Raw genomic sequence first — 21,880 nt, 5'->3', positions numbered from 1 at the left:
GTGCCGAGCCTGCGGACCTTCTTTCCTGCGGCGAGCATGGGCGGCCGCGCGGCGTGGCCGACCGTGCGGCTAACGTGCGGCAAGGAGCGGTGCGGGGCCGCGCATCGTGGCCACGCCCGCGACGGCTTCTCGCGGTCCCTGGCTGGTCTGGGGATTCCAGGGAGAACGACTTCAAAAGGTCTCTATAAAGTTTCCGCAGGATGTTGCGCGAAGAAGGTTATGACTTCACGCAAAAAACACCGAAGTTTTTCACTTTTTAAAAAATCCGAAAAATTCTGCGGATTTTGCGCGCGCGCAGAATTAAAATTTTGCAGGAATTCCCAAGGTTTTTTGAATTCAAACGAAAGCACTTTCCCGCCAATCCGGAAGTTCGAACCAATCTTTTTCAATATTTCGCGGTTTTCATCAGGTTTTCCGCTTTCCGCCAGTTTCCCGACGTGAGCCGCCTCCCTGTAAAAATTAATTTCAGGTTCGAACCGATTTACACTCTGCCGTGCAAAAGCTGCCAATTTATCCTGTATTACCTTTTTGTCATTGATAATTATAAACTTCTTTTGGACATATTCATCCTGCGTCAACTGTCCACCTAAGACCATGTCCAAAAGAAGATTTAAATTACAGGTAAGGGTATCCATTTTAATTCGCAGCTTTTGGATGGAGTCTCCCACGGCCTGGGCCAATGCGGCTCTTTCCTTTTCCGCCATAAGGATGAGCCCATTGGCCAGGGCCGGGGGTAAGGAAACAGTTTTTAATTCACCTTTTATCTGGGCCGTAATCAGTTCTTCCCTTATATAAGGCTCGGCGCAAGGCCCCTTGCGCTTGGTACAGCGCAGGTAGTTATGGCTCTTCTGGGTTTCGGTAGTTATAAAGCAACCGCATTCCTTACAATGGAACAGTCCGCGGTAGGTGTAGGGTTTCAATTTCGGGCTCTTGGGTTTGCTTTTACGTGTCATTACCACCTGGCAGCGATCAAATAAGGCTTTGGTGATGATCGGCTCATGCTTGCCCTCATAAATCTCGCCCTTATACCTTATAACTCCGTAATAGACCGGGTTCTTGAGCATATACTGGTAGTTCGAGGTTGAAAGGGCGGTATGCCGCCCTTTCAACCCTACGCCGTTCATAATACGCCTGACCTCCGCCAAAGGATAGTCGCCGCTGGCGTACAACTCAAAGGTCTTGCGGATAAAGACCGCCCGGTCTTTATCCGGCAAGATGGTCCGGGTGTTCTTGTCGTTCAAGTATCCGAGCGGGGCGCAACAGGGCCAAATACCGTTTCTTAATTTCTGTCTAAAACCGCGCCGGATATTTTCAGAAAGATTATCAACGTAATACTTAGATTGGCCGAAGGCTATGGACAACATAAACTTGCCTTGCGGCGTGGGGTCAAACCAAAAGGTGGGAAATTTAAGGGCGGTTATTTTGCCGGTATCCACAAGGTAGATAATCCTGCCGCCGTCTATGGAGTTTCGGGCAAGGCGGTCAGGGTGCCAGGAGATAATGCCGTTAGCGGTCCCTTGTTCCATGGCGGCAATCATATCATTAAATTTTTCCCGGCCCGGTTCTTTGGCTGTTTTGCTTTCAATAAATTCTTTTACGATTATGAGGTTGTCTTTTTTGGCGTACTCGCGTAATTCGGCAAGCTGTCCCTCTATGGATAATATCTGCCTGTCAGGTTCGTCCGTTGATTTTCTGGCATAAAGGAAATACCGCATTGTTTGGTTTCGCATAAGCTTCCCCTGACCTTATTATTTGGTTCTTTTACCTTATTGTCTGGTTTTGTATAAGTTCGCTTTTACCTTGCGCTTCAGGCCGGTTTGGCTTAGTAAAGCGAAACCAGCCTGAAGGGCCTACTGTCAATTCTCCGCCGCGCGTAAGGCTGGCTTGGCTTAGCAAAGCGAAGACGGCCTTACTGGCGGCGATAAGGAAGAGATTGGTTCGGGAAGCTTTGCTTCCCCGGCGCGCGAGCGACGGAACTTCCGGGCATCCGCCGTTTGAGTTCAAAAAACCTTGGGAATTCCTGCAAAATTTTAATTCTGCGCGCGCGCAAAATCCGCAGAATTTTTCGGATTTTTTAAAAAGTGATCCGCAGGCTCGGCCCAATGCGCCTTCGCTCTGCTCCAGCAGAAACGGCATTTTTGAGCATGGCCTCACCCCCTTCCCGTCCGCCAGAGGCGGCCGGGTTTCGGCTTCGCCGTACACCGCAGAAAATTATTTCCCGCGCGCATCAACTCCCTGTTGTTATAGTGCAGCCAATCGATTGACGCTTGTAATACTCTTTGTGAAGCACTTTATTTTTATTATTCTATCATTACTGTTTAAATTCCACATCCCGATTTGGGATATGCGGATATAGGATACATAATATCATTAATGAAGACAATATATTCCAAGGAATATACCCTTTTATTGCGTCGATTGATTGAGGCACGCCTCAAGGCAGGATTGAAACAAAATGAGGTAGCTAAAGTTTTCGATAAGCACCAGTCTTTTATCTCAAAAATTGAGGCGGGAGAGCGCCGTATTGATCCAATTGAACTGAAACTACTCGCAAAGATCTATAAAGTTTCTATTACTTGGATTTTCAAGGAAACACCTATAAAGGGCAATACGAAATGAAAACACTTACAGAAGCATTGACATTACTAGACATTCACTATACCGGTTTTTTCCAAGTCAAGCATTATGCTGAAAAATATGGGCATCCGAACCCATCTGATACACGCTCTTGGTCACAAATCATCGTAAGTTCAATAACGGGAATTCATGGGCTCGAAAGAAAAAAAGGCGCAGATTTAGATGATGGGTCTGATGTAAAAGGCGCAAATATTTGGGGAGCGATAGATACCCCGCGGTTTAATGGGGTAATCAAGGCTGGAACAAAAGATAAAAATGCTGGCAAGTTGTCATCCTTGGATGAAATGCCTTTTCTCTTTTTTGTCCTATGGGATCATGTAGAAGGTCAAAAAGATCTCCATAGATGCAGAATTTGGGTTGTCCGCCCTCAAAAAGACGTCATTTTTAGAAAAATGTGCTCAGCCTGGTATAAAGAGAGAAAAGCCGGGAAAATTGTTAGTGACAATTTTCAACTGCATCCACCTCGTGGGAAAAATTCAAATATTTTCCGAAATACCTATGGGAATTTAGATTACCCGCTATTATTTGAAGCACATAGGATTAAATCGAAGTTTAAAACTATAACCTATGCTCCAAATGTTTTAAAAAAAGGAAATTGTCACCTAGCTAAAGATTAATCCTGAGCAAGCAACTCACATAAACCATTAGATGTGGAATATATTTCAAAAGCAGACTTGTTTAGCAAAACAGAAGACTGCTTAAACTTCTCAACAATCTTACTAAACCTTAGCCACTTGCGCGTACCTTTTTTGGGGATTGGCAGCAAGACATCCTTCAATTGAGCTGTTTTTATTCTATTGTGTGACGAAGATGTCCCAGAGGTTAAAGCTTGAATCTGTATTTGCACAAATGGAGATAAAAGCAGCGCCATTACGGCATATGCACTCACTAAATCTTTCGGGCGCATAACCTCAAATTCCGAGGAACACGCCAGTGGGAAATTAAGCTCAGGCACAACCAAAGCTCTTGGAATCCTAGGGTTAATTTTGGAAAAAAGGATGTCCCCTGGCTGGCATTGCTGACCTGGATATTTGGGATTATACTGCATAAGCTCTTGCACATTAAGATATCCATTGTTGCCGATATGCAAAACACTGATGCATTTTGTTTCAGTGGATGGCCCCCACTTCATTCTCGATTTATTGGGGAAATATACCAAATCACTTAAATTTTTATTCTCGATTTCGGCATCGTCGCAGGAATTTAGTTTATTTAAGACAGAATATCTCGAAGCCGCATGAAAATTAGGGGTCCATTGTCCCACTAAATTCGCAACAGGAATAGCCACGCAGGATGGGGTTTCAGATAAAATAAGTGGCAATTTCCCGGCCTTCATCTTTACATACCTGTTATAGGAAACAAATATCTCCGTGAGATCATTTATACCCTGAGACTTCTTTATCGGTACGCCTTTTTTAGAGCTAACCTCAAAGCCAAGTTGCTTTGCGGACGCAACAAAGACGGCCCCGGAGGCAATAACGCTTCTTGTCTTTTCGAAATGCAAGATACAGGTTCTTGTTCGTGTCCCAGCTTGTGCAAAGGTCACAGCCGGCAATTCGATTATAGAGCGAATTCGACAATGTTTGAGCAACCTCTCACGAACAATTTCCTGGATTCCATTTGAGGACACAACGCTATCGGGAAGAACCACTAAAGCATTCCCGCCGGGTTTCAGTAGAGAAACATATCGATCTAAAAATAACAGTTCAGAGTCTATATATGTGTCTGTACTTTGTATTAAATCATGTAATAACGGATAATCCGTTGCAGACATCCCTCGCAATTCTGTTGTATGAAACCTCGCCCCAAATGGCGGATTTGTCAGAATCACATCGCACTTGTTTATGTATTGCGTCAACATGGATTTACCAATCAATGAATTCCCTTGCCAGACATTTGCCATTTTGGAATTAAATAGTAGAGCATTAAGCTTCGCAAGGCGGGCCATTCGTTCAACTTTATCTTGTCCGACCAAACAAAGTTTTGTCCGAGAAAGACTTTGTTCCGTACGAAATAATTTATTAAATTGTGCCAAAAATGAGCCGACACCACATGAGGGGTCGAGCATAACAATCGGCTCGGTATGCGCCTGCGCTTTAATATTTTTTATTGCTACTTGCACCATATATTGGACAACTTCTGGGGGAGTCATATATTGAGCATCCTCAATATTATTCCTAAAGTTGTCTCTAACAAAATGTCCAAAAGCTTCATTCAAGAACTCAAAGTTCCTTTCTTTATTTCCGGCATCAAGAGATGTCACAACAGAATTAGAAACGAGTTTTATTAGATGTTCGGCAATTTCTTTATTGGCAGGGCTCAACGAAAAACTTGGTGTCTCCCCAAATATTGACTCGTTTTCATTTGCGTAGAATATTGGCAATCTTGATGCCTTTTTTAAACAACTATTCAGTTCCTGAATAAGCGGAAAGCCACGCTGAGAGAGCGATCTATCAAGCAAAGATTTTAAAGAGGGGATTCCGCAACCTGGATAATATACTCGCCCTATTTCAATTGATAATAATTTAATAATTTCATCTAGTTTCTCATTTGAGTCGCTTAAGTGACCTGTTTTGTGGAACAAGTCTCTTATGGATAGAAGGGTGTGTCCAAAATCGTTTAAAGTGACTTGGGGATTCATAGATTATAATCTCCTTTTGATTGTAATCTTACCAAACTGAAGCATCCTATACAATCCTAAAAGATGCGTCTCTTAACTTGCTTTTCGACTAATTCGCACTTATATCATAGCAGACCAACCCGACAGCATAGTGTCGCGGTGGAAAAGGATGTTTTTGCTAATTTTTTTAAAAAAGGCAGAATTACACGCTAGACATGAACAAGCGGAAGCAAATGGGACGGGAATGTACGCAGCCAATCCGGATTCGTTCGTTGGGGTCTATTGCTCCCCATAATCGTCTTCGATAGGCTTGTCCAGCCAAACCACACTTATAACTGAATTATATCGGGGCATAGAAATAGATAATTCCTTCACAAAAGCATCAGATCTTATTTTCCGGTCATTTATCCAGGCAAATGCTTCTATGTTTTCAAACTTCTTAGACAGGTCGGAACCGTTGAAGAAATCTACTGCGTGAGTTCTTGAGTTTAATCTTGCTCCAATTTCAATGTAGTATCCAAAGTTGTCCGATGCCTGGACCCATTTAATCGACTGATCCTTCGAAAATATTACAGCAACCCGGTCAGAAGTTAAAGTTGCGTAACGAATGAGCGAAGCAGTGAGCGAGGTCTGAAATTTTTCAGTGATTTCCCTAAACATATCCGGAGAAGGATCTGTGAGAGTAAAGGGGCGGAATATCAACTCCGGCATGAGTAATTCTGATGCAAATATATTGGAGTCCTGCTCATCCGAATTCCCTTTCTGCCACAAAGCCAAATCATTTTCTGAGCATAGAGCCAATTGATTAACCTCATGCTCCAGTTGCAAATGCCCCAACTCATGTGCAACGACAAACCGTTTTTTACTTGGCTCAACAATTGCTCGATTGACACTAATTACTGCTTGCTTTCCGAATTTGACTATGCGTCCATCATATCCATGAAGCGGCGTTTCCTTTATTGCGGTTTTTAGCTCCCATGCAATGTAGGCTAAATCGATATCTTCCGGTCGTGATATGCCGAGTTTTTCGATTATATACTTGGCCCTATTTTTGGCCAGCATGGGAAGGCCTTTGAGAGATGTCATTTATTATTGTTTCTGTCAGATTCTTGAATCTCTTTTAGCTTCAAAAGATCTTCCAGTATCGTGCGAAGGTCCTGCTCTGTCGTCTTATCAAAATTTCTAAAAGCCCCCATTGCCGCCTCTTTCATTTGTCCGCCAAATTCGCCAGTAGCAAATTTTTGCAGCAAATCTTTAACCTCCTGGATTGTTTTAGGGATCTCAACTTTAACGTTCTCAAGACGATTTAAAAAGGATTGGCTTTCGACTTGTGCTATGGCCCGCCTTTCTTTTAATCGCGCCGACAACCTATCATCAATCAAATGCTTAACGCGGGATGTCAAGGCCTCTGTATTTATACCTTGTTCCTTTAGTTCGTCTTTAAGCGTAAGAGTATCAGCCTCTTGCTCTTCTGTTAAAAATCTTGCTAATGACGCCAGGAATTCTTCGTTTTCGTTCTTGGGGTTCATTGTCTATTGCCTCCAGGGCTAAGTGAAAAACGTGTATTCTTGTTTAAAACTTCGCGGGTAATTTTTGCTGCGATGATGTTTAAATTACGTTTTAATTCGTACACTTTCGCCACAGGCAGATCACAATATTCTGCAATTTCAGCAGACTTTTCTCCGCCAGCCATAATTGCCTCTATTACCTTGACCATATCGGGGTTTTTGCGCGCTGCGCGCTGAATCTCCCCTGCAATCTCGGAATGAATTGTGTTTACACGAATGGTTGAACCCTGCGGAATTTCTTGTGGCTGGAGTAAGCCTACAGAGTGGTCAATTTGAATTTCATGCGGTTCAATACATTTCTCAAATTGAGCCCCTTCGTGACCTTCTGGCTCAGGTGGGACAAAGGTGGTTGTATTCTCCGTGTTGGTACAGGCACTGGAAATCTCGCTCTTAACCATGCCTTTTAAAACCACCAGCAGATTGGGATATTCTTGTTGCTTCCAATTACGAGTCCCATCGAGACATTTGCGAAAAACATCCAATACGATATCTTCTGCCGATCTTCCCCCCGGTAGAGCGAATGAGCCATCGTCCTTGGACGGCATAAAATCTCTTCTCCAAACACGGCCCCGAATTAGTTTCAGGGCATAATCCGTCAACTGGAGAACAAGCTTTTCGTAGTCTCTTGCCAGTAAATCCAATACTTCCTGTGGCTGCTGAGTTTTGTCACACATCGTTTATGGGTCCTCTAGATATTGCTGATGAAGTATCCCGTTTTTGGGTCCCAAAAATGGGCCCGGTCATCAGCAATATATAGTGCCGGGAGAATTTGACCGCCTCGCCGGCATCAGTATGGAATCGCATGGTAACCGCAACAAAGGGTTTTACGACACCTTCCATACCGAAAAATATCGAAAACTTACGAGTATACCCAGAGAAGTCAGTAAAGGATATTCTGCAAAATATCCGACAGCCACACAAGGAGCTATGCATGCCTACCATTCAAAATTTTCAAGCCCCGCTTGATGACCTACTCGAACGAATCTGCACGAAACTGCAGATAACACCTACCCAATATACCTCTGCGGAGGGGCATTATCTCGCAATTGGGAAGTGGCTTGGGGATAAGCAAAGCCCCTTAACAGCTTGGCGCCCACAAATTTACCCCCAAGGCTCACTAAGAATTGGAACCACTGTAAAGCCGTTGGGACGGCAAGAATTCGACCTGGACTTGGTCTGCGAGTTCTTTATTAATCCCAGGCTGATGCCTAACCCGATAACGCTCTTAGACATGGTGGAAGCGCGCCTTCAGCAAAATGATGCCTACAAAGGTGTTATTGAACGGAAAAAGCGGTGCATCCGTGTTAACTATGCCAACTCGTTTCATCTAGACATTCTGCCGGCTTGCCCGGATATCGACAAGGGCAACGGGTGCCTCCTTGTACCAGATCGGCAAATTCAAGGCTGGAAACCGAGCAATCCCAAGGGTTATGCCGAGTGGATAGAACGGCGCGCTTATTCACACATAATGAAGCGGGAGGCACATATTGAACCGTTGCCTGACCATGAAACAGCTCAAGAAAAGGCACCCCTTAAACAAATAATCCAACTGATAAAGCGCTGGCGCGATGTCGCCTACGCCAACATCATGGATCAAGCCCCCATCTCCATTGTTCTCACCACACTAGCTGGCCAGCACTACACAGGCGAAACCTCCATAAGTGCTGGGCTATCCGGCATTTTACAGCGCATTGTCGCACAAACTCGGTCTGAAGGCCATTTTTTAGAGGTGCGCAATCCCGCAAATCCGGATGAAGTCCTTAGCGAAAAGTGGCGAACGACCCCAAGCCTCTATACCTCATTTACGCAAGGAGTCCAGGGATTTAGCAACATATGGACCCCTCTCTGTTCCGCTACCGGCATTCCTGCGATTACCAAGACCCTTGAACACCTCTTCGGAGAAGAACTGGCGAAAACTGTCATAGCGGAACGTGCCGAGGGTATGCAGCTTGAACGCAACGCAGGTCATCTCCAAGTGCAAAGCGGTTCAGGCCTGATTGGCGCTATAGGGTCTATGAAGGGCATCCCTATTCAACGGAACACATTTCATGGCGCATAGCTTTCAAAAAATTAAATCGCTCACGCTGGGGCAACAAGTAACTGGAATGGAAGCGTTGTGGCCACAATTTACGCGACACCACTGGAGCCCATCGGAAGTGATATGGAAGGGACACTTACAACCGCTTGCGATATGTAACAAGTATGAAGTTATAATTTCGTACAAGCTAAATGACCACCCCAAGGTGCGCGTCCTTACACCAAAATTAGAGGCGCATCAAAATGGAGACCCAATTCCACATGTATATCCGGGGAATCGGCTTTGCCTTTACCTTCCTGGGATTGGAGAATGGCATCCGACTAAAATGCTTAGCCATACAATAATTCCATGGGCCTCTTTGTGGCTTTACTACTACGAAATCTGGCATGCCACGGGAACTTGGAAAGGAGGCGGCGTCATGCCCTGTTCTGGCCTGACCCCGAATAAACAAAAATGAAGCGCATTTTAACCCTCGACGGCGGCGGTATTAAGGGCACTTTTGCCGTGGCATTCCTAGCAGCGCTTGAAGAAGATCTGGGAGTTCCTATCGGCCGCTATTTTGATTTGATTGCGGGGACGTCTACAGGCGGGATTATCGCTTTGGGATTGGGGCTTGGTTATAGTGCCCAGGATATGTTGAATTTCTATCTTCAACTTGGACCGAAGGTTTTCGCCTCTGGCGGCTGGATTAAATTTCTGAAGCACATTGGATGGAGTAAATATTCTCCTAAACCGTTAGAGAGTATTCTAAGGGAAAAATTTGGGGCAAGAGTTCTTGGGGAATCCAAGACACGGCTCGTTATTCCCTCGGTTAACCTCGAAAATGGGGAGGTCTACATCTACAAGACTTCTCACCACCCCCGGCTAACCACTGATTGGCGAAAATCAGTGGTTGAGATTGCTCTGGCAACTGGAGCTGCCCCCACATACTTCCCAACCCATCGCTCTGAAATGGGAACCCCTCTGGTTGATGGCGGGATATGGGCCAATAATCCGGTAGGTTTGGCTGTTGTCGAAGGCATAGGTGTATTGGGTTGGGAACGGTCAGAACTTAGAGTTTTAAGTGTAGGGTGTACTTATACGCCGCTTAATATCGAGAAAGCACGTGATAAAAGCTGTGGCCGTCTCTATTGGGCTTTTAAACTTGCAGACCTTTTTATGAGTTCGCAATCATCGGGTTCTTGTGGGACGGCTAGTGTTCTATGCCCGGATCCTAACAATCAGCTATTCCGATATAATCCTCCTGCACCTGAAAACAGGTTCTCTTTGGACGGGATCAAAGAGATTGACTCATTGCGCGGATTGGGTCACAGTGAGGCTAGAAAAGTGAAGCCACGTCTTCAGCCTGTTTTTTTTACTAAACAAGCGGACACATTTTCCCCAATACATACCGGCATTAACGCTGAAAATGACCGGATGAAGTCCATCATGCCCGATAGCGAGGAACCGGGGCGGAAGTCTTAATAATTACCGCCACTATCCGGATTAGCATCATGCGGCTAAATAGCAGAACAGGAGGATAAATGAAACGATATTATTTTTACAAGAAATTTGCGACTCTAGCAATTCTTGGCACTCTCGCGGGATGTACGCATATCCCTGGCAGTATAAAAAGCGCTTCATCCAGACAAGCGGAATTACTGTCAACCCTTGATCGTAGTTTCGGGGAGCAAGATTTGGCGAAAAACTGCAACGCCTCATTTAAGACCGCCACCGAGATGGAAGCGACGGTGAAAAAGCAAGGTGCGGAAATACAGGACAGAATCAAACAGAATTTTGTCGACGCTGTGGGGCGAGCACAGGCATTTAAGGAAAAGGCTCCGGAAAAAACTGCTCAAAAGGAGGCAGAGGCAATGCAAGCCTTGATAGAGCAGACGACCACGATCCAAACCGACATGGCTAGGCTACAAATCGAAATTGAAGCAGAGCGAGGAAAATGCACTGAAGCGGTCAGCACGATAAGGGATATGGTACACTCCTTGGCTACTGCACAATTAGAGTTGGATAAATTTGTTCAATCAGACGCTAAAACCCCGACAGAGGCTTTTATGTTTAACCTGATTGAAAGTAAAGCAATAGCCAAGAAGGTAGACGAGAAGACTAAATTGTTCCAATCAAAAATGGATGGAATTACCGGAAAACTTAAAACTTGGGAAACCGCGTTTAATGCGGTTAAGGAGTAGTCTAATGGAAAATATTATTGATTCATCGAAAGTTCTGCTGAAGAGTTTAAAGACAGATTACGCTAACTTACAGACGGCGTTTAAGGCTGAAACTGATATTGAAAAGATGGATGAACTTGATGTCCAAATCAGCAAAATCGGGAAAGACATTGTGTTCCTTGAAAGCAAGGTCATATCCTTTGAGATTGCTGCTCAAAAAACCTCTTTTAATTCAGTTCAATTGGCTCCGTTGTTAAAAGAAATTAATGAACACAATCAAGAAACAGCGCGCGTAATTCGAGAGCACACGGATGCCGTGGAGCGGGCAAAGTATCTTGCTTCCAGGGTGACAAGTGGGGCTAAACTTGTTGGCGACATTCTCACGAAAATTGTGTGAGTAATCTATCTTGGATAAACGGCGATAAATAAGGCGGCTAAGGCCGGGTCTGCACGGCTTGTCCGGGCTGTCCCGGCCTTAGCTTCCTTGCTGTTGCCGTTTCTGCCTCTGGCCGGTGGCGATGTAACATTAACAGAAAAGACCACCGTGGCGGCCGCGTAGCGGACGCCGGGGTGGTGTTTTATTCAACCTGTGGCCACCGGCTTAAATGCTGTTGCACATTAACAAAAACAGGGCCGTGCCGGGGCAAATTTTGGTCATAACTTGCCAAAATTTGCGGGCGGCGCGGGCAAAATCTTATATAATAATTCTGGCGCAGTTTTGATCTTGGAGCGGGGCCGCGCATCGTGGCCACGCCCGCGACGACATCGCGCAGTCAGCGGACAGGGAAACAGGAGCGAAAAAGGTATTTATACAGAATCTTCAGGATGTTGCGCATAGTAGTTTCGAACTTTATCCTGAAAACTCCGTTTTTACTTTTTAATAAGAAAAGACAGCCAATTGCTGTCTTTTTCTTTTTGAGTAAAGCTCTAATAGCGTCCGCCCATAATTACGCCTGACAACGGCGTTCCGGTGAACCCTTTATTTCACGTTCTCAAACAGCCACGTGGAGAGGTACCGTTCCCCCGTGTCGGGCAGAACCGTGACGATGGTTTTTCCCCTGGCCTCCGGCCGTTTGGCCACGTTCAAGGCCGCCCACAGGGCCGCCCCGCTGGAGATGCCGACGAAAAGCCCCTCCTCCCTGGCTAATTGCCGGGCGGTTTCTCCCGCGTCTTGGCTGGACACGGCTATAACCTCGTCGATGATCTTACGGTTGAGCACATCGGGGATGAACCCCGCTCCGATGCCCTGGATCTTATGGGGTCCCGGCTTGCCGCCGGAAAGCACCGGCGAATCCGCCGGCTCCACGGCGACGATCTTTACGGCTGGGTTGCGGGACTTTAAAACTTCGCCCACGCCGGTGATAGTTCCTCCCGTGCCCACACCCGCCACGAAGTAATCCACCTTGCCCCCCGTGTCCGCCCATATTTCCTCCGCAGTGGTGCGGCGGTGTATTTCGGGGTTGGCGGGGTTGGAGAACTGTCCCGCGATGATACTGTCGGGAATAGTTTTATGGAGTTCCCCGGCTTTTTCCATGGCCCCTTTCATGCCCCTGGCGCCGTCGGTCAGCACCAGTTCGGCGCCCAGTATTTTAAGGATCTGGCGCCGTTCAACGCTCATGGTTTCAGGCATGGTCAGTACCAGGCGGTACTTCCGCGCCGCGCACACAAAAGCCAGCGCCACGCCCGTATTGCCGCTGGTGGGCTCGATGATGGTGGTGCCCTTCTTTATCAAACCCCGTTTCTCGGCGTCGTCAATAATAGCCACACCTATGCGGTCCTTTACGCTGGAAAGCGGGTTGAAGGCTTCCACCTTCGCCAGGATGTCCGCGCCCGGCCCGATGCCCAGCCGGTTGATCCGGACCAGGGGCGTACGGCCCGTGGTTCGGCTGATGTCAGTGTAAACTTGGCCCATAAAAGGCTTCCTTTTATTCCCAGATTTAAAAAAGCAATGCTCCGCAGCCTGATTTCGTTGTAAGGTCGAACTTTAATTAAAAGTTTTTTTCATGCCTTCCTCAAGGGAGGTCCAGCCCTGCCACGCGGCGTCTCTCTCCCAGGCGGCGCTGGAGGCGGTCCAATTCGGGGCGGAGCCTTCGCGCGCTTTGTCGCGGTTGAAAACGGGTTCGGCTCCGGTTAATTTTGTAATGATCTCGTAAAGCCAGCCGGCGCCGTACATGGCTTTTGGCGGCAGGGTGATCATCAGCGGCATTTTAACCCCCATGGCTTCGGCAAGCAAGGTTATGAATTGTTTCCAGGGGTAAGTTCTATTCTCGCAGACATAGTAGGTTTTGCCGTGCAGGGTCTCGGTTTCAAGGGCTTTCAAAAGCGCGCTTATCAGATCGTCAATGTAAATAAAGCTGAACAAGGCGTCCCCTGAACCGGCGTTTGCCATAAAGCCTTTTTTTACCCAGGCGGCTATCGACGAAGTGCTCGAGCCGTGTTTACCGTAAATGATGGGCGGGCGCAGTATGACATAAGGGATATCCCGCAGTGTTTTAACGGCAATTTCCCCCCCCAGTTTGCTTTTGCCGTAAAAGGAAACGGGGGCTTCACCATCCGATTCCAAACGGGGTTTTGACGGGTCTTGTGACGGGCCGCCTGCGGCCAGGCTTGAGAGATAAATTAATTTTTTAAGCGTAAGTGTTTTGGCGCAGGCCAAAACCATATTTGCCGTGCCTGAAGTGTTGGCGCTCTCAAATTCTTCTTGTGAGCGGCAGAACAGGGCCGCCGCAAGGTGGATGGCGTAATGCGCGCCTTCAAGCGCGTCGGCAAGGGTCTGTGGGTCCGCGAAATCTACTATGCGGTATTGGGCGCCCTCAAGCGGCCGTGCCGGCTTGCTTCTGGTAAGGATCCGCGGGGTATAGCCGCGCGCGAGAGCGGCTTTTGCCAGAGTTCCCCCCACAAACCCCGTTCCCCCCGTTATCGCCAGTGTTTTCATGGCCCTTATCTTTTCATTGCTTTAATGGTTTGTTTTACTCCCGCGTCAAAATCATTTGAGCTTTTTTTCAGCAGACCGTCGTACTGAATTCCCACGCGAAGCAGGCCATCGTAAAGGGAGTTCCTGTCCGGATAAATGCCTTTGTCCAATTTTCCGAGTATCGAGAGATTATCGCTTTGAGGCATGGTGGAAGCAAGGGTCAAAAAGAGCGCCGCAAAAAAAACAATTGTCACCAGTTGCCCGAAAATGGCTCCCGCCATGCTGGCAAACAGCACATTCGCGCTGAGAAACATACAAAAGCCGCACCAGATCAAAGCTGAAATCAACAAATAATACCCGCCCATGGGGCCCGTATGCGGGTAAGCTATCAGGAAAGCAATGTGCGCGAGCACTATAAAGACTAATTTCATCGTCATAAGTTTTTATCCTTTACCCTTTCCGAAAATTGTCTTCTCCCGCTATTTTGGCCCGTTGCCCCGCCCTTTTACGGCCATAGTGCAATTATTGAATGCGTATTTTTGTTCGTTCCGCATTTTGCTTGCACCGGCGTAACCCACCATCGGAAAAGGGCGGCCCGTCTGGGGCGAAAGTTGCAGTCAACTGCAACTTTCGGGCTAACGCAGGGCTTTGAACTCCACGTGCACGCTCAGGCGCTCCTCGTAAAAATCCTCCGGCAGCGGAGGGAACGGAGCCGCGCTTTCCACCGAACTTTGGGCGGCATAGTCAAAGAGGCGGTTCCCGGAGGATTTTTCAACCGTAATGCTTTTTGCCGCGCCGCCGCGGAGAATGTCAAATTTTACGGTGCATTTAAGAGCTCCGCCGGAAGGCATTTTAGCCGACCAGGCGTTCCATAAAGCCTCGCGCACCTGAGTTATGAACCAGGGGTAAGGGAAATTGTTGGTGTCCGTGATCAGCGTAGAGCCGGTTTCCCCCTCGGGGCCGGGCTTGCCCGCTTCTTCAAAAAGTTTGTCGGAGCCGGTTAAAACGCTGGGCTTTTGCAGCGCTTTGCCCGATGAGGAAAAATCCTCGGCGTCCTCGGATCTGGGCTTTTCACGCACGGAAGGCGGCGTTTTTTGCGCGCCCTGTTTCAGGGCCGCTTTTTCCATGGTCACCACTTGTGAACCGCCTATAAAATCTATGTAGTAGGGTTCGGGGTTTTTAACCGAAAACGGGGTGCGGGTAAGGAATAGAAAGCAGGCGAGCAGCGCGAAGTGTGTGGAGGATGAATAAAGCAGATATTGGCGCATAAACTATGCGGCTGTTCCAGCCGCGCCATATGCCGTATGCTTTAGGCCATAAGTTTTTAAGAATTCCCTTATAAGCCTATGGCCTATGGCTTAAAACTTATGGCGTTGTTTTCCTTACTTCCCGTCATCTGGCTTAACGGCTATGCCTATTTTGCCGGCGCCCAGCTTTTTTGCCGTATCCAGCACGAATACCACTCTTTCCACCGCCACGGTTCTGTCCGCCTCTACCAGCACGGTTTTTTTGTAGGACCTTGACAGGCGTAAAATGAGCTCTTTTTCCAGGCGCTGGTATTTTACGGGCTTGCCTTCAACCGTTACTGAGCCGTCGGCCGCCAGCTGCACTTTAAGCGTGTTGTCTTCGCCGCCTTTTGTCCCCGCTGACGCCTTGGGAAGGTTGACCTGTATCTGCGATTGCACCAGGAAAGGCGTGATGACCATAAAGATGATCAGCAAGATAAGGGAAACGTCTATCAGCGGAATCATGTTGATGTCCGCCATTACGCCTCTTTTAAGATTATGTATGCGCATTGCAGGTTAAGCTACATCGCTGAAATTTCTGGAAGCGGATCTGTCTATTATCTGCTCCGTCGCCCAGTTCAGTTCGCTGGCGAAGTCGTTCGCTTTGTGCGTGAAATAATTATATGCCACCACCGCGGGGATGGCCACGAAAAGGCCCGCCGCCGTGTTTACAAGGGCCTCGGCTATGCCGCTTGCCACCACAGAGGGGCCCGCGCCCGCGTACACGGACAGGTCCCTGAAAGCCCGTATTACTCCCAGCACCGTGCCGAAAAGCCCCACAAAGGGGCTGATGCTGCCTATTGTAGCCAGCGCCGCCAGACTTTTATTAAGGCGCGAGGTCTGCCATTCCACCGCTTTTTCGGCCAATTCCCGCTTTTCAAGCGGGCTGCCGTAATGGGTGACGACCTTGTAGATTATATCGCCTGCCGGGGTTTTCGTCCTGGCGCAAAGTTCTGTTATCTGTTTTATTTCGCCGCTTTTCAACAGGATATGGATTTTCCGCAAAAGGTCGTTCATGCCGCTGAAGGTTTTATTATAAGTGCTCCAGCGTTCCCAAATGAGGGCGATGGAATAGATAGAAAGCCCCATGAGCGCGAAAAGTATGGGGCCGCCCGCGGAGATAAGCTGTTTAAAGGTTATGGTCATTATAAAGCTCCGATGCTATTTTATATTTGTCTAATTATAGCAATTTGGAGTACGCCGGGATGGGGTTGGAGGCGGTTGCCGGTTAGCGGGATTTTACGCTTTTTTAAAAACGTATTTTATTCTGGATTCCAGGTTTTCAAAGTAGCCGCTCAAAAGCTTTATTTTTGAATGGAGGACGCTGTAGAGTTCTTCCTGTTCGCTGACTTTAAGATGTTCTACCGCCTCAAATTCTTTCAGGCGGCTGAGCGTTTCGGCCAGCTCCCCGCGGATCTTCGCGGTTTCCTGGTCTTTCCATTTAAGTTCGCTTCTGAGCTCGCCTATTTCTTCGCAGAATTTTTTGCTTTGTTCTTCATAATCGCGCCTTTCATCCAGCAGAATATGCTGGAATTCCTCGTTTTTGCCCAGGAGCGAGCTCATATTGTCGTTTATGGTACGCACGGCCATTTCTTTTTCTTCCAGCTCGTTTTTTAAATCCTTGATCTGTTCCTCAACGGCGTTCATTTTTTTTGCGGCGTTTTCGAAATTGTTCCGCTTAGCCGCCTCATAGGTGTCGACCATGGACTGCATCTGGTTTTTAAGGCGGATAATTTCGCCTATTTTTTCGGACAGCGCCTGCGTGGCTTCAAAGAGTTTTTCCTCGGCGCGCTTTTTAAGCGTTTTATAAAGCGTTTCCCATGAAGGATGCTCGGTGGCCATGCCGCGCGCGATTTCAGCCGAGCGCTTGAGTTTTTCCGAGAGATTTTTTATCTCCGCGTCTTTCTTGCGGGTTTCTTCTTCAAAATGTTTTTTCTCCTGAGTGTATTCGCGCCGCATGGTCTTGACTTCATTTTCAAGGGAGGCGTTTTTGGAGATGGCCTTTTCAAGAAGTGAGCGCGAGGCCCTGTCTTCCGCCTGGGCGGCGTTAAGAGGAGGCCTTGGTTTTACCTGGGGAACCGCTCCTCCCGTGAAGGCGTCAAGATAGCTCTGGAAGGGTGTTTCAAGCGCCGCTTCGCGCCATTGTCCAAGAGCGTTTTCGGGGCAGACTAAAGTGTTTTTTGAAAACCCAGGAAGCTGGGCTATATCGCACGGCGCAAAAGGCCCCCTGACGCTTTTTTTTGTGTAGGCGTAGTAACGGCGCGACGGATTTTCCGGCATAAAGCGTGACTCCTGAAAAAAATTACAGCGATACAACAGGGATCAGAGTGATTTCTTTTTATGCGGCATAGCCGTAATCGTCATCTGGCATCACTGTAATCTCTTCATAATGATAGTAAACCATTGTTACAAAGTGATTGCGTGGATAAAGACAGCGAATGGCGAATAGTGACTAGTGAATAGCGGCAGAGAAGTAAAGAAACTCCTTCCCTATTCGCTAACCCCTATGCGCTAATCGCTTGCCTAATTGTTTTTCGATATTCTTTCTGTTGACCGGGTGAATTACCCCCCTTTCCGTGACCAGGGCGGTTATAAGGCCGGCGGGGGTCACGTCAAAGGCGGGATGGCGAGCTTTCACACCATTAGGGGCGTTCCGGCGACCGTTGATGAAGGTGACTTCGTCCGAGGAGCGCTCTTCTATCTTTATAAGGGAGCCGCTTTTCAGCTTGAGGTCTATGGTAGGAGTAGGTGCTATAACGTAAAACGGAATGCCGTGGTAACGGGCCAGCACCGCAAGGCCGTAGGTGCCTATTTTATTTGCCGTGTCGCCGTTCGCGGCTATGCGGTCGGCGCCCACTATTACGGCGTTCACGCCGCAGGTTGTCATTATATGGGCGGCCATGCTGTCGGTTATAAGTTCGGAGGGCACCCCGCCACGGTGAAGTTCCCAAATGGTCAGTCTCGCTCCCTGCAGATAAGGGCGGGTTTCCGAGGAATAGGCGTGTTTTATTTTTTTAAGCGCGTGCGCTCTGGTAATTACGCCAAGCGCAGTGCCGATACCCATGGTGGCCAGAGCCCCGGCGTTGCAATGGGTGAGGACTACGGAGTTTTTTCTTAAAAGTCCGGCGCCAAAACCGCCCATGCGCGCGCAGGCGGCTTTATCCTCGGAGGTTATAAGACCGGCTTCGGCGCGGAGCGCCGTTAAAAAGCGCGCGTGATCAAACGGCTGCGCGTCAAATAATGAACCCGCTTTTGCCAGCATCCGGTCCGCGGCGTAAAAAAGCGCCACGGCGGTCGGACGCGCGGCCTTCAGCGTAATGCCCGCTGTTTCAAGCGTTTTTTTAGCCGCAGTGGAGGAGGATGGCTTTTTGCATTCAAACTCCAGAACCATGCCGTAGGCGGCCGCGCAGCCTATAAGGGGCGCGCCCCTTAGGACCATATTCTTTATGGCGGCGGCGGTTTCTGACGCGCTGCGCGCGGTTATATACGCGATTTTATGCGGAAGAAGCCGCTGGTCAAGTATTTTCAGCCGGCCCGGTGAGTATATCAGGCGTGGAGGGATCATTGGTAAAGGGCAGAGGTTAGGGGCTAGCGGTTAGGGCCTGGGGTGCGGAAATAAGGAACTCCTACCCTATAATCCCTATCCGCTAATCTCTATTCGCTGCTGTTATGGTATTGAATCCAGAGCGTTCTTTAACTCTTCTTCGGTTTTGCCGGTGATTTCCACGGTTTTTTCCCGGCCCTTGGCGCCGCGTATTATATTTACCATCCGAAGCGGAACTTCAAAAAATTCCGAAAGATAATCCTTAAGCAGGGGATTTATCTGCAAGTCGGCCGAAGGCGCGCAGATCTTTACGCGCAGAACACTGCCTATCCTTGAAACCACTTCGTTATCTTCACAATTAGGTATGACTCTGACTTTTACGATCATTGCACACCTCTCTAAGTTGCGTTTACCGTTTAATGCGAAATTGCCCGTCACACCTCCAATCCATTCTGAATTCTGGCTCCCTGAGTAGCAAGCTGTTTTATGTGAACAACAGACTTCCCAGGCGGGGAAGATTAGCCCCCTCAGCCACGGCTTGCTCAAAATCCCCGCTCATGCCGAGCGACAGCCGGTTCCTGCGCCCGTCATTGTTTACCCCCGCCGGAAAGTCCCTGTCAAAAATTTTTTTTACAGAAGCAAAAAGCGGCCTTAGGGTCTCCGGCTCGCGCGATACCGGGGCTATGGCCATGTAACCCTCGGGGCTCAGGTTTGAAAGTTCCCTTATGTCCTCAAGCAAACCCGGGGCGTCCTCCGGTGTGACTCCGTGCTGTGAGGGCGAATCGGTAAGTTTTAGCTGAATAAGTATGGGAAGCCGTTTGCCGGCTTTGGCTGCATGGACATTTAACGCAAGGGCAAGTTTCATGCTGTCAACGCAATCCACGCTGTCAAAAAAATCCACCGCGAGCGCCGCCTTATTGGTTTGCAGGTGGCCGATAAAATGCAGTTCCACCGAGGGGCGCAGGTCCGCAAGCGGGCCGTTTATCCATTTTTTTTCGGCGTCCTGCACCTTGCTTTCACCGGCAAGCTTTATTTTGCCGGTTTCCACAAGCAGGCGGGTGTCTTCAACCGAGGCGTATTTTGTTACCGCCAAAAGCTCCACTTCCGCCGCGTTTCGTGAGGCCTTTTCGCAGGCGGATTTTATCCTTTCGGTTATGTTTGTTAAATTCCCCAGCAGCTTCTCTTTTCTTCCTGTTTCCGTGGGTAACATGTCGTAATATCATTTTACCAAAAAAAAAGTATTTTTCATAGGGGGAAATGGGAAAAAGCGGGGATTAGAGGATAGCGGATAGAGGGTGGAGCGTGGAAGAAATGGGATTTCTTAACCCCTTGCCGCTAACCCCTCGCCTCTGCCCCAAATGCTATTATTTATTTTATGGAAAAGCATCCCGCCGGTTTCTGGCTTTTGGTGGCGGCTGAAGGCGTTATGACGGCCGGCTATGCTATTTCTTTCCCTTTTCTGGCGATTTATCTCAGTTCTCAGCGCGGCGTGCCCATGGCCTGGGTGGGCGTATTCCTTTCCCTTTCAATGCTGGTCGCATCGGCGGCCCAGTTTATAGGAGGCGAGATTTCGGACGCCATAGGGCGGCGCAAGGTTATGGTGTTTTCACTGGCGCTGCGTTCGGTTCTTATAGCGGTTATTGCCTGGATAGTTTACAGCGGGGCGGGGTTATGGGCTATTTTTGTTTTTCATCCGCTGGGAATGTTTATCGGCTCTTTTTTTCATCCCGCCTCAAGATCCTGGGTGGCTGATTTTGTCAGCCCGGCGCGCAGGCTGAAAGCGTACGGGTTCCTGCGCATGGGCAACAACGCGGGCTGGGCGCTGGGGCCGGCGCTGGGCGGATTTCTGGCGGAAGGCTCCTATGCGCTTATGTTTTTTGTGACGGCCGGGGTTTACGCGGTTTGTACTGTTATCGTGACTTTTTCTATTAAAGACGCGCCGGGTGCGGCCAGCGGGAAATTCATTCCTCCGCGTATTGGGTCGGCTGTTGTTGCGTTGAAAAACGGGCAGTTCCTGCGCTTCTGTGTTTTTACTTTCACCATTTGTGCAGTTATGAGCCAGCTTGTGGTTTCAAGTTCGCTCTATTCAAAGAAGTACCTGGGGTTTTCCGAAGCGGAGATAGGCCTGCTTTTTTCCATAAACGGCCTGATGGTTGTGGCGTTTCAGTACTTAATGACGCGCGTGCTTGAACGCCGCCGTATAACAGCGGGGCTTGCCGCGGGGGCGGTTTTGTATGGGGCGGGATATCTCGCTTTTGGTTTTGCCCCCGCTTTCTGGGTGGCCGGGGCGGCCATAGCGGTGGTGACGCTGGGTGAGATGGCGGTTTCGCCGGGGCTGCAGGCGCTGGGGGCGAATATGGCGCCGCGGGGTGAAAAGGGGCGTTATCTTGGTGTGCAGGGGGTTTTTCAGCAGGTAGGCAGTTCGGCGGGCATTCTTGTGGGCTCGAACGCGATAGGAGCCATAAGTCCGGTTTTCCAGCAGGGTCCCTGGTTCATTGTGGCTTTTGTGGCGGTTGTTTCTTCGTTTGGGTTCTTAAGTCTCGGGCGCAGGCTGTCGTCAGAGCAGGACGGCCTTCGCAACCCCGAAGCCCCCGCCTCCCCCATAGAATTCCCCGAAACAGCGTAATTCCTAACATTAAGGAACTATAAGTATCAGCAAGATGTGAAGTCGGGGTCCTGCCGCCGGGTTTGTTTGCGGGGGTCGGGTCGGGGAGCAGGCTAGTCATGGGGTTGCCCATTCCGCCACGTAGGAAACCCTCCCGTGGTTTCCCCCCGAAACGGGGCCCCCCATCCGCTATGTGGCTCCAGAGCAACCCCATGCCTGGCCCTTAAAGGAAATTGTTTTAAGGAAAACCCCCGCAAATAAACCCGGCGGCACCCCTCCGTAAATTATATTTCACATCTTATATTTTCGGCGGAAGTGATTTTTACATATATGTTCCCCCGCCCAAATTTTGATACAGCCGAATTACCCGCCCCCAAAAATTATTCTCTTTGCGGGTTTAGATGTATCTGCGGGGTGGGGATATTTTACTTAAAGAGATATATATGCCAGTGCAAGGGAGAGGGTAAATTCCCTGTGCGCTCCTTAAAGGGTTTAACCCCGGGGTC

Annotated in this window: 22 protein-coding genes; 7 read left to right on the top strand and 15 right to left on the bottom strand. The window is 48.6% G+C overall.

From position 1 onward, the window contains the following. Positions 1-182 precede the first annotated feature (182 nt). The gene (locus NTX59_09130; GenBank protein MCX5785842.1) at positions 183-1,730 is read right to left on the bottom strand and encodes a recombinase family protein; all 1,548 of its coding nucleotides are present in this window, start codon (positions 1,728-1,730) and stop codon (positions 183-185) included. 643 nt (positions 1,731-2,373) lie between these two features. On the opposite strand from NTX59_09130, the gene NTX59_09125 reads away from it, so the two are divergent. Together NTX59_09125 and NTX59_09120 are read left to right on the top strand one after the other, a co-directional pair. Further along, a complete protein-coding gene (locus NTX59_09125; protein MCX5785841.1) occupies positions 2,374-2,619 on the top strand; it encodes a helix-turn-helix transcriptional regulator in 246 nt (81 codons plus the stop codon). Continuing rightward, positions 2,616-3,254, top strand: coding sequence for a MamI family restriction endonuclease (locus NTX59_09120; protein ID MCX5785840.1), 639 nt, complete (start codon positions 2,616-2,618; stop codon positions 3,252-3,254). Before NTX59_09125 ends, NTX59_09120 begins: the two co-directional genes overlap by 4 nt. Here NTX59_09120 and NTX59_09115 read toward each other — a convergent pair. From NTX59_09115 to NTX59_09100, 4 genes are all read right to left on the bottom strand, one after another. Then, positions 3,251-5,278 (bottom strand): N-6 DNA methylase, encoded by a 2,028-nt coding sequence (locus NTX59_09115; GenBank protein MCX5785839.1) that lies wholly within the window; start codon positions 5,276-5,278, stop codon positions 3,251-3,253. The genes NTX59_09120 and NTX59_09115 overlap by 4 nt on opposite strands. 258 nt (positions 5,279-5,536) lie before the next feature. Then, a complete protein-coding gene (locus NTX59_09110) occupies positions 5,537-6,343 on the bottom strand; it encodes an ImmA/IrrE family metallo-endopeptidase (protein MCX5785838.1) in 807 nt (268 codons plus the stop codon). Next, positions 6,340-6,786, bottom strand: coding sequence for a hypothetical protein (locus NTX59_09105; GenBank protein ID MCX5785837.1), 447 nt, complete (start codon positions 6,784-6,786; stop codon positions 6,340-6,342). The genes NTX59_09110 and NTX59_09105 overlap by 4 nt, the downstream gene beginning before the upstream one ends. Beyond that, a complete protein-coding gene (locus NTX59_09100) occupies positions 6,783-7,499 on the bottom strand; it encodes a hypothetical protein (protein MCX5785836.1) in 717 nt (238 codons plus the stop codon). Before NTX59_09100 ends, NTX59_09105 begins: the two co-directional genes overlap by 4 nt. Positions 7,500-7,627: 128 nt before the next feature. Between NTX59_09100 and NTX59_09095 the strand changes: the two genes are divergently transcribed. The 4 genes from NTX59_09095 (at position 7,628) to NTX59_09080 (ending at position 11,422) form a co-directional block, all read left to right on the top strand. After that, positions 7,628-8,884: a nucleotidyltransferase gene (locus tag NTX59_09095; GenBank protein ID MCX5785835.1), complete on the top strand. Its 1,257-nt coding sequence runs from the start codon at positions 7,628-7,630 to the stop codon at positions 8,882-8,884. Positions 8,885-9,316: 432 nt separating this feature from the next. Next, positions 9,317-10,327, top strand: coding sequence for a CBASS cGAMP-activated phospholipase (locus tag NTX59_09090; protein ID MCX5785834.1), 1,011 nt, complete (start codon positions 9,317-9,319; stop codon positions 10,325-10,327). A 59-nt stretch (positions 10,328-10,386) separates the two neighbouring features. Continuing rightward, positions 10,387-11,046 carry a hypothetical protein gene (locus NTX59_09085; protein MCX5785833.1) on the top strand — a complete coding sequence of 220 codons (660 nt, stop codon included), beginning with the start codon at positions 10,387-10,389 and terminating at the stop codon, positions 11,044-11,046. Positions 11,047-11,050: 4 nt separating this feature from the next. Beyond that, entirely contained in the window at positions 11,051-11,422 is a 372-nt protein-coding gene (locus NTX59_09080) for a hypothetical protein (GenBank protein ID MCX5785832.1), read from the top strand. Positions 11,423-12,004: 582 nt separating this feature from the next. Here the strand turns inward: NTX59_09080 and cysK are convergent. The 10 genes from cysK to NTX59_09030 form a co-directional block, all read right to left on the bottom strand. Continuing rightward, positions 12,005-12,937: a cysteine synthase A gene (gene cysK, locus NTX59_09075; protein MCX5785831.1), complete on the bottom strand. Its 933-nt coding sequence runs from the start codon at positions 12,935-12,937 to the stop codon at positions 12,005-12,007. A 72-nt stretch (positions 12,938-13,009) separates the two neighbouring features. Next, the gene (locus NTX59_09070; GenBank protein ID MCX5785830.1) at positions 13,010-13,960 is read right to left on the bottom strand and encodes an NAD-dependent epimerase/dehydratase family protein; all 951 of its coding nucleotides are present in this window, start codon (positions 13,958-13,960) and stop codon (positions 13,010-13,012) included. Between the two features lie 5 nt (positions 13,961-13,965). Next, positions 13,966-14,376: a hypothetical protein gene (locus tag NTX59_09065; GenBank protein MCX5785829.1), complete on the bottom strand. Its 411-nt coding sequence runs from the start codon at positions 14,374-14,376 to the stop codon at positions 13,966-13,968. 198 nt (positions 14,377-14,574) lie between these two features. After that, positions 14,575-15,207: a TonB family protein gene (locus NTX59_09060; GenBank protein MCX5785828.1), complete on the bottom strand. Its 633-nt coding sequence runs from the start codon at positions 15,205-15,207 to the stop codon at positions 14,575-14,577. A gap of 114 nt (positions 15,208-15,321) precedes the next feature. After that, complete coding sequence (locus NTX59_09055; protein MCX5785827.1) at positions 15,322-15,735, bottom strand: biopolymer transporter ExbD; 414 nt, start codon at positions 15,733-15,735, stop codon at positions 15,322-15,324. 6 nt (positions 15,736-15,741) lie between these two features. Further along, on the bottom strand, positions 15,742-16,371 hold the full coding sequence (locus tag NTX59_09050; GenBank protein MCX5785826.1) for a MotA/TolQ/ExbB proton channel family protein: 630 nt from the start codon (positions 16,369-16,371) through the stop codon (positions 15,742-15,744). A gap of 93 nt (positions 16,372-16,464) precedes the next feature. After that, entirely contained in the window at positions 16,465-17,505 is a 1,041-nt protein-coding gene (locus NTX59_09045) for a hypothetical protein (protein MCX5785825.1), read from the bottom strand. Positions 17,506-17,722: 217 nt separating this feature from the next. Continuing rightward, entirely contained in the window at positions 17,723-18,790 is a 1,068-nt protein-coding gene (gene mtnA / locus NTX59_09040) for an S-methyl-5-thioribose-1-phosphate isomerase (GenBank protein ID MCX5785824.1), read from the bottom strand. 102 nt (positions 18,791-18,892) lie between these two features. Then, positions 18,893-19,156 carry a DUF167 domain-containing protein gene (locus NTX59_09035; protein ID MCX5785823.1) on the bottom strand — a complete coding sequence of 88 codons (264 nt, stop codon included), beginning with the start codon at positions 19,154-19,156 and terminating at the stop codon, positions 18,893-18,895. A 97-nt stretch (positions 19,157-19,253) separates the two neighbouring features. Beyond that, complete coding sequence (locus NTX59_09030) at positions 19,254-19,979, bottom strand: YggS family pyridoxal phosphate-dependent enzyme (protein ID MCX5785822.1); 726 nt, start codon at positions 19,977-19,979, stop codon at positions 19,254-19,256. Positions 19,980-20,144: 165 nt separating this feature from the next. Here NTX59_09030 and NTX59_09025 point away from each other — a divergent pair, with 165 nt between their 5' ends. Then, complete coding sequence (locus NTX59_09025; GenBank protein ID MCX5785821.1) at positions 20,145-21,395, top strand: MFS transporter; 1,251 nt, start codon at positions 20,145-20,147, stop codon at positions 21,393-21,395. Positions 21,396-21,880: the final 485 nt, after the last annotated feature.

It is taken from the genome of Elusimicrobiota bacterium (assembly GCA_026388155.1).
Classification (GTDB): domain Bacteria; phylum Elusimicrobiota; class Elusimicrobia; order Elusimicrobiales; family UBA9959; genus UBA9634.
This window is presented reverse-complemented; position numbering and strand designations above follow the sequence as displayed.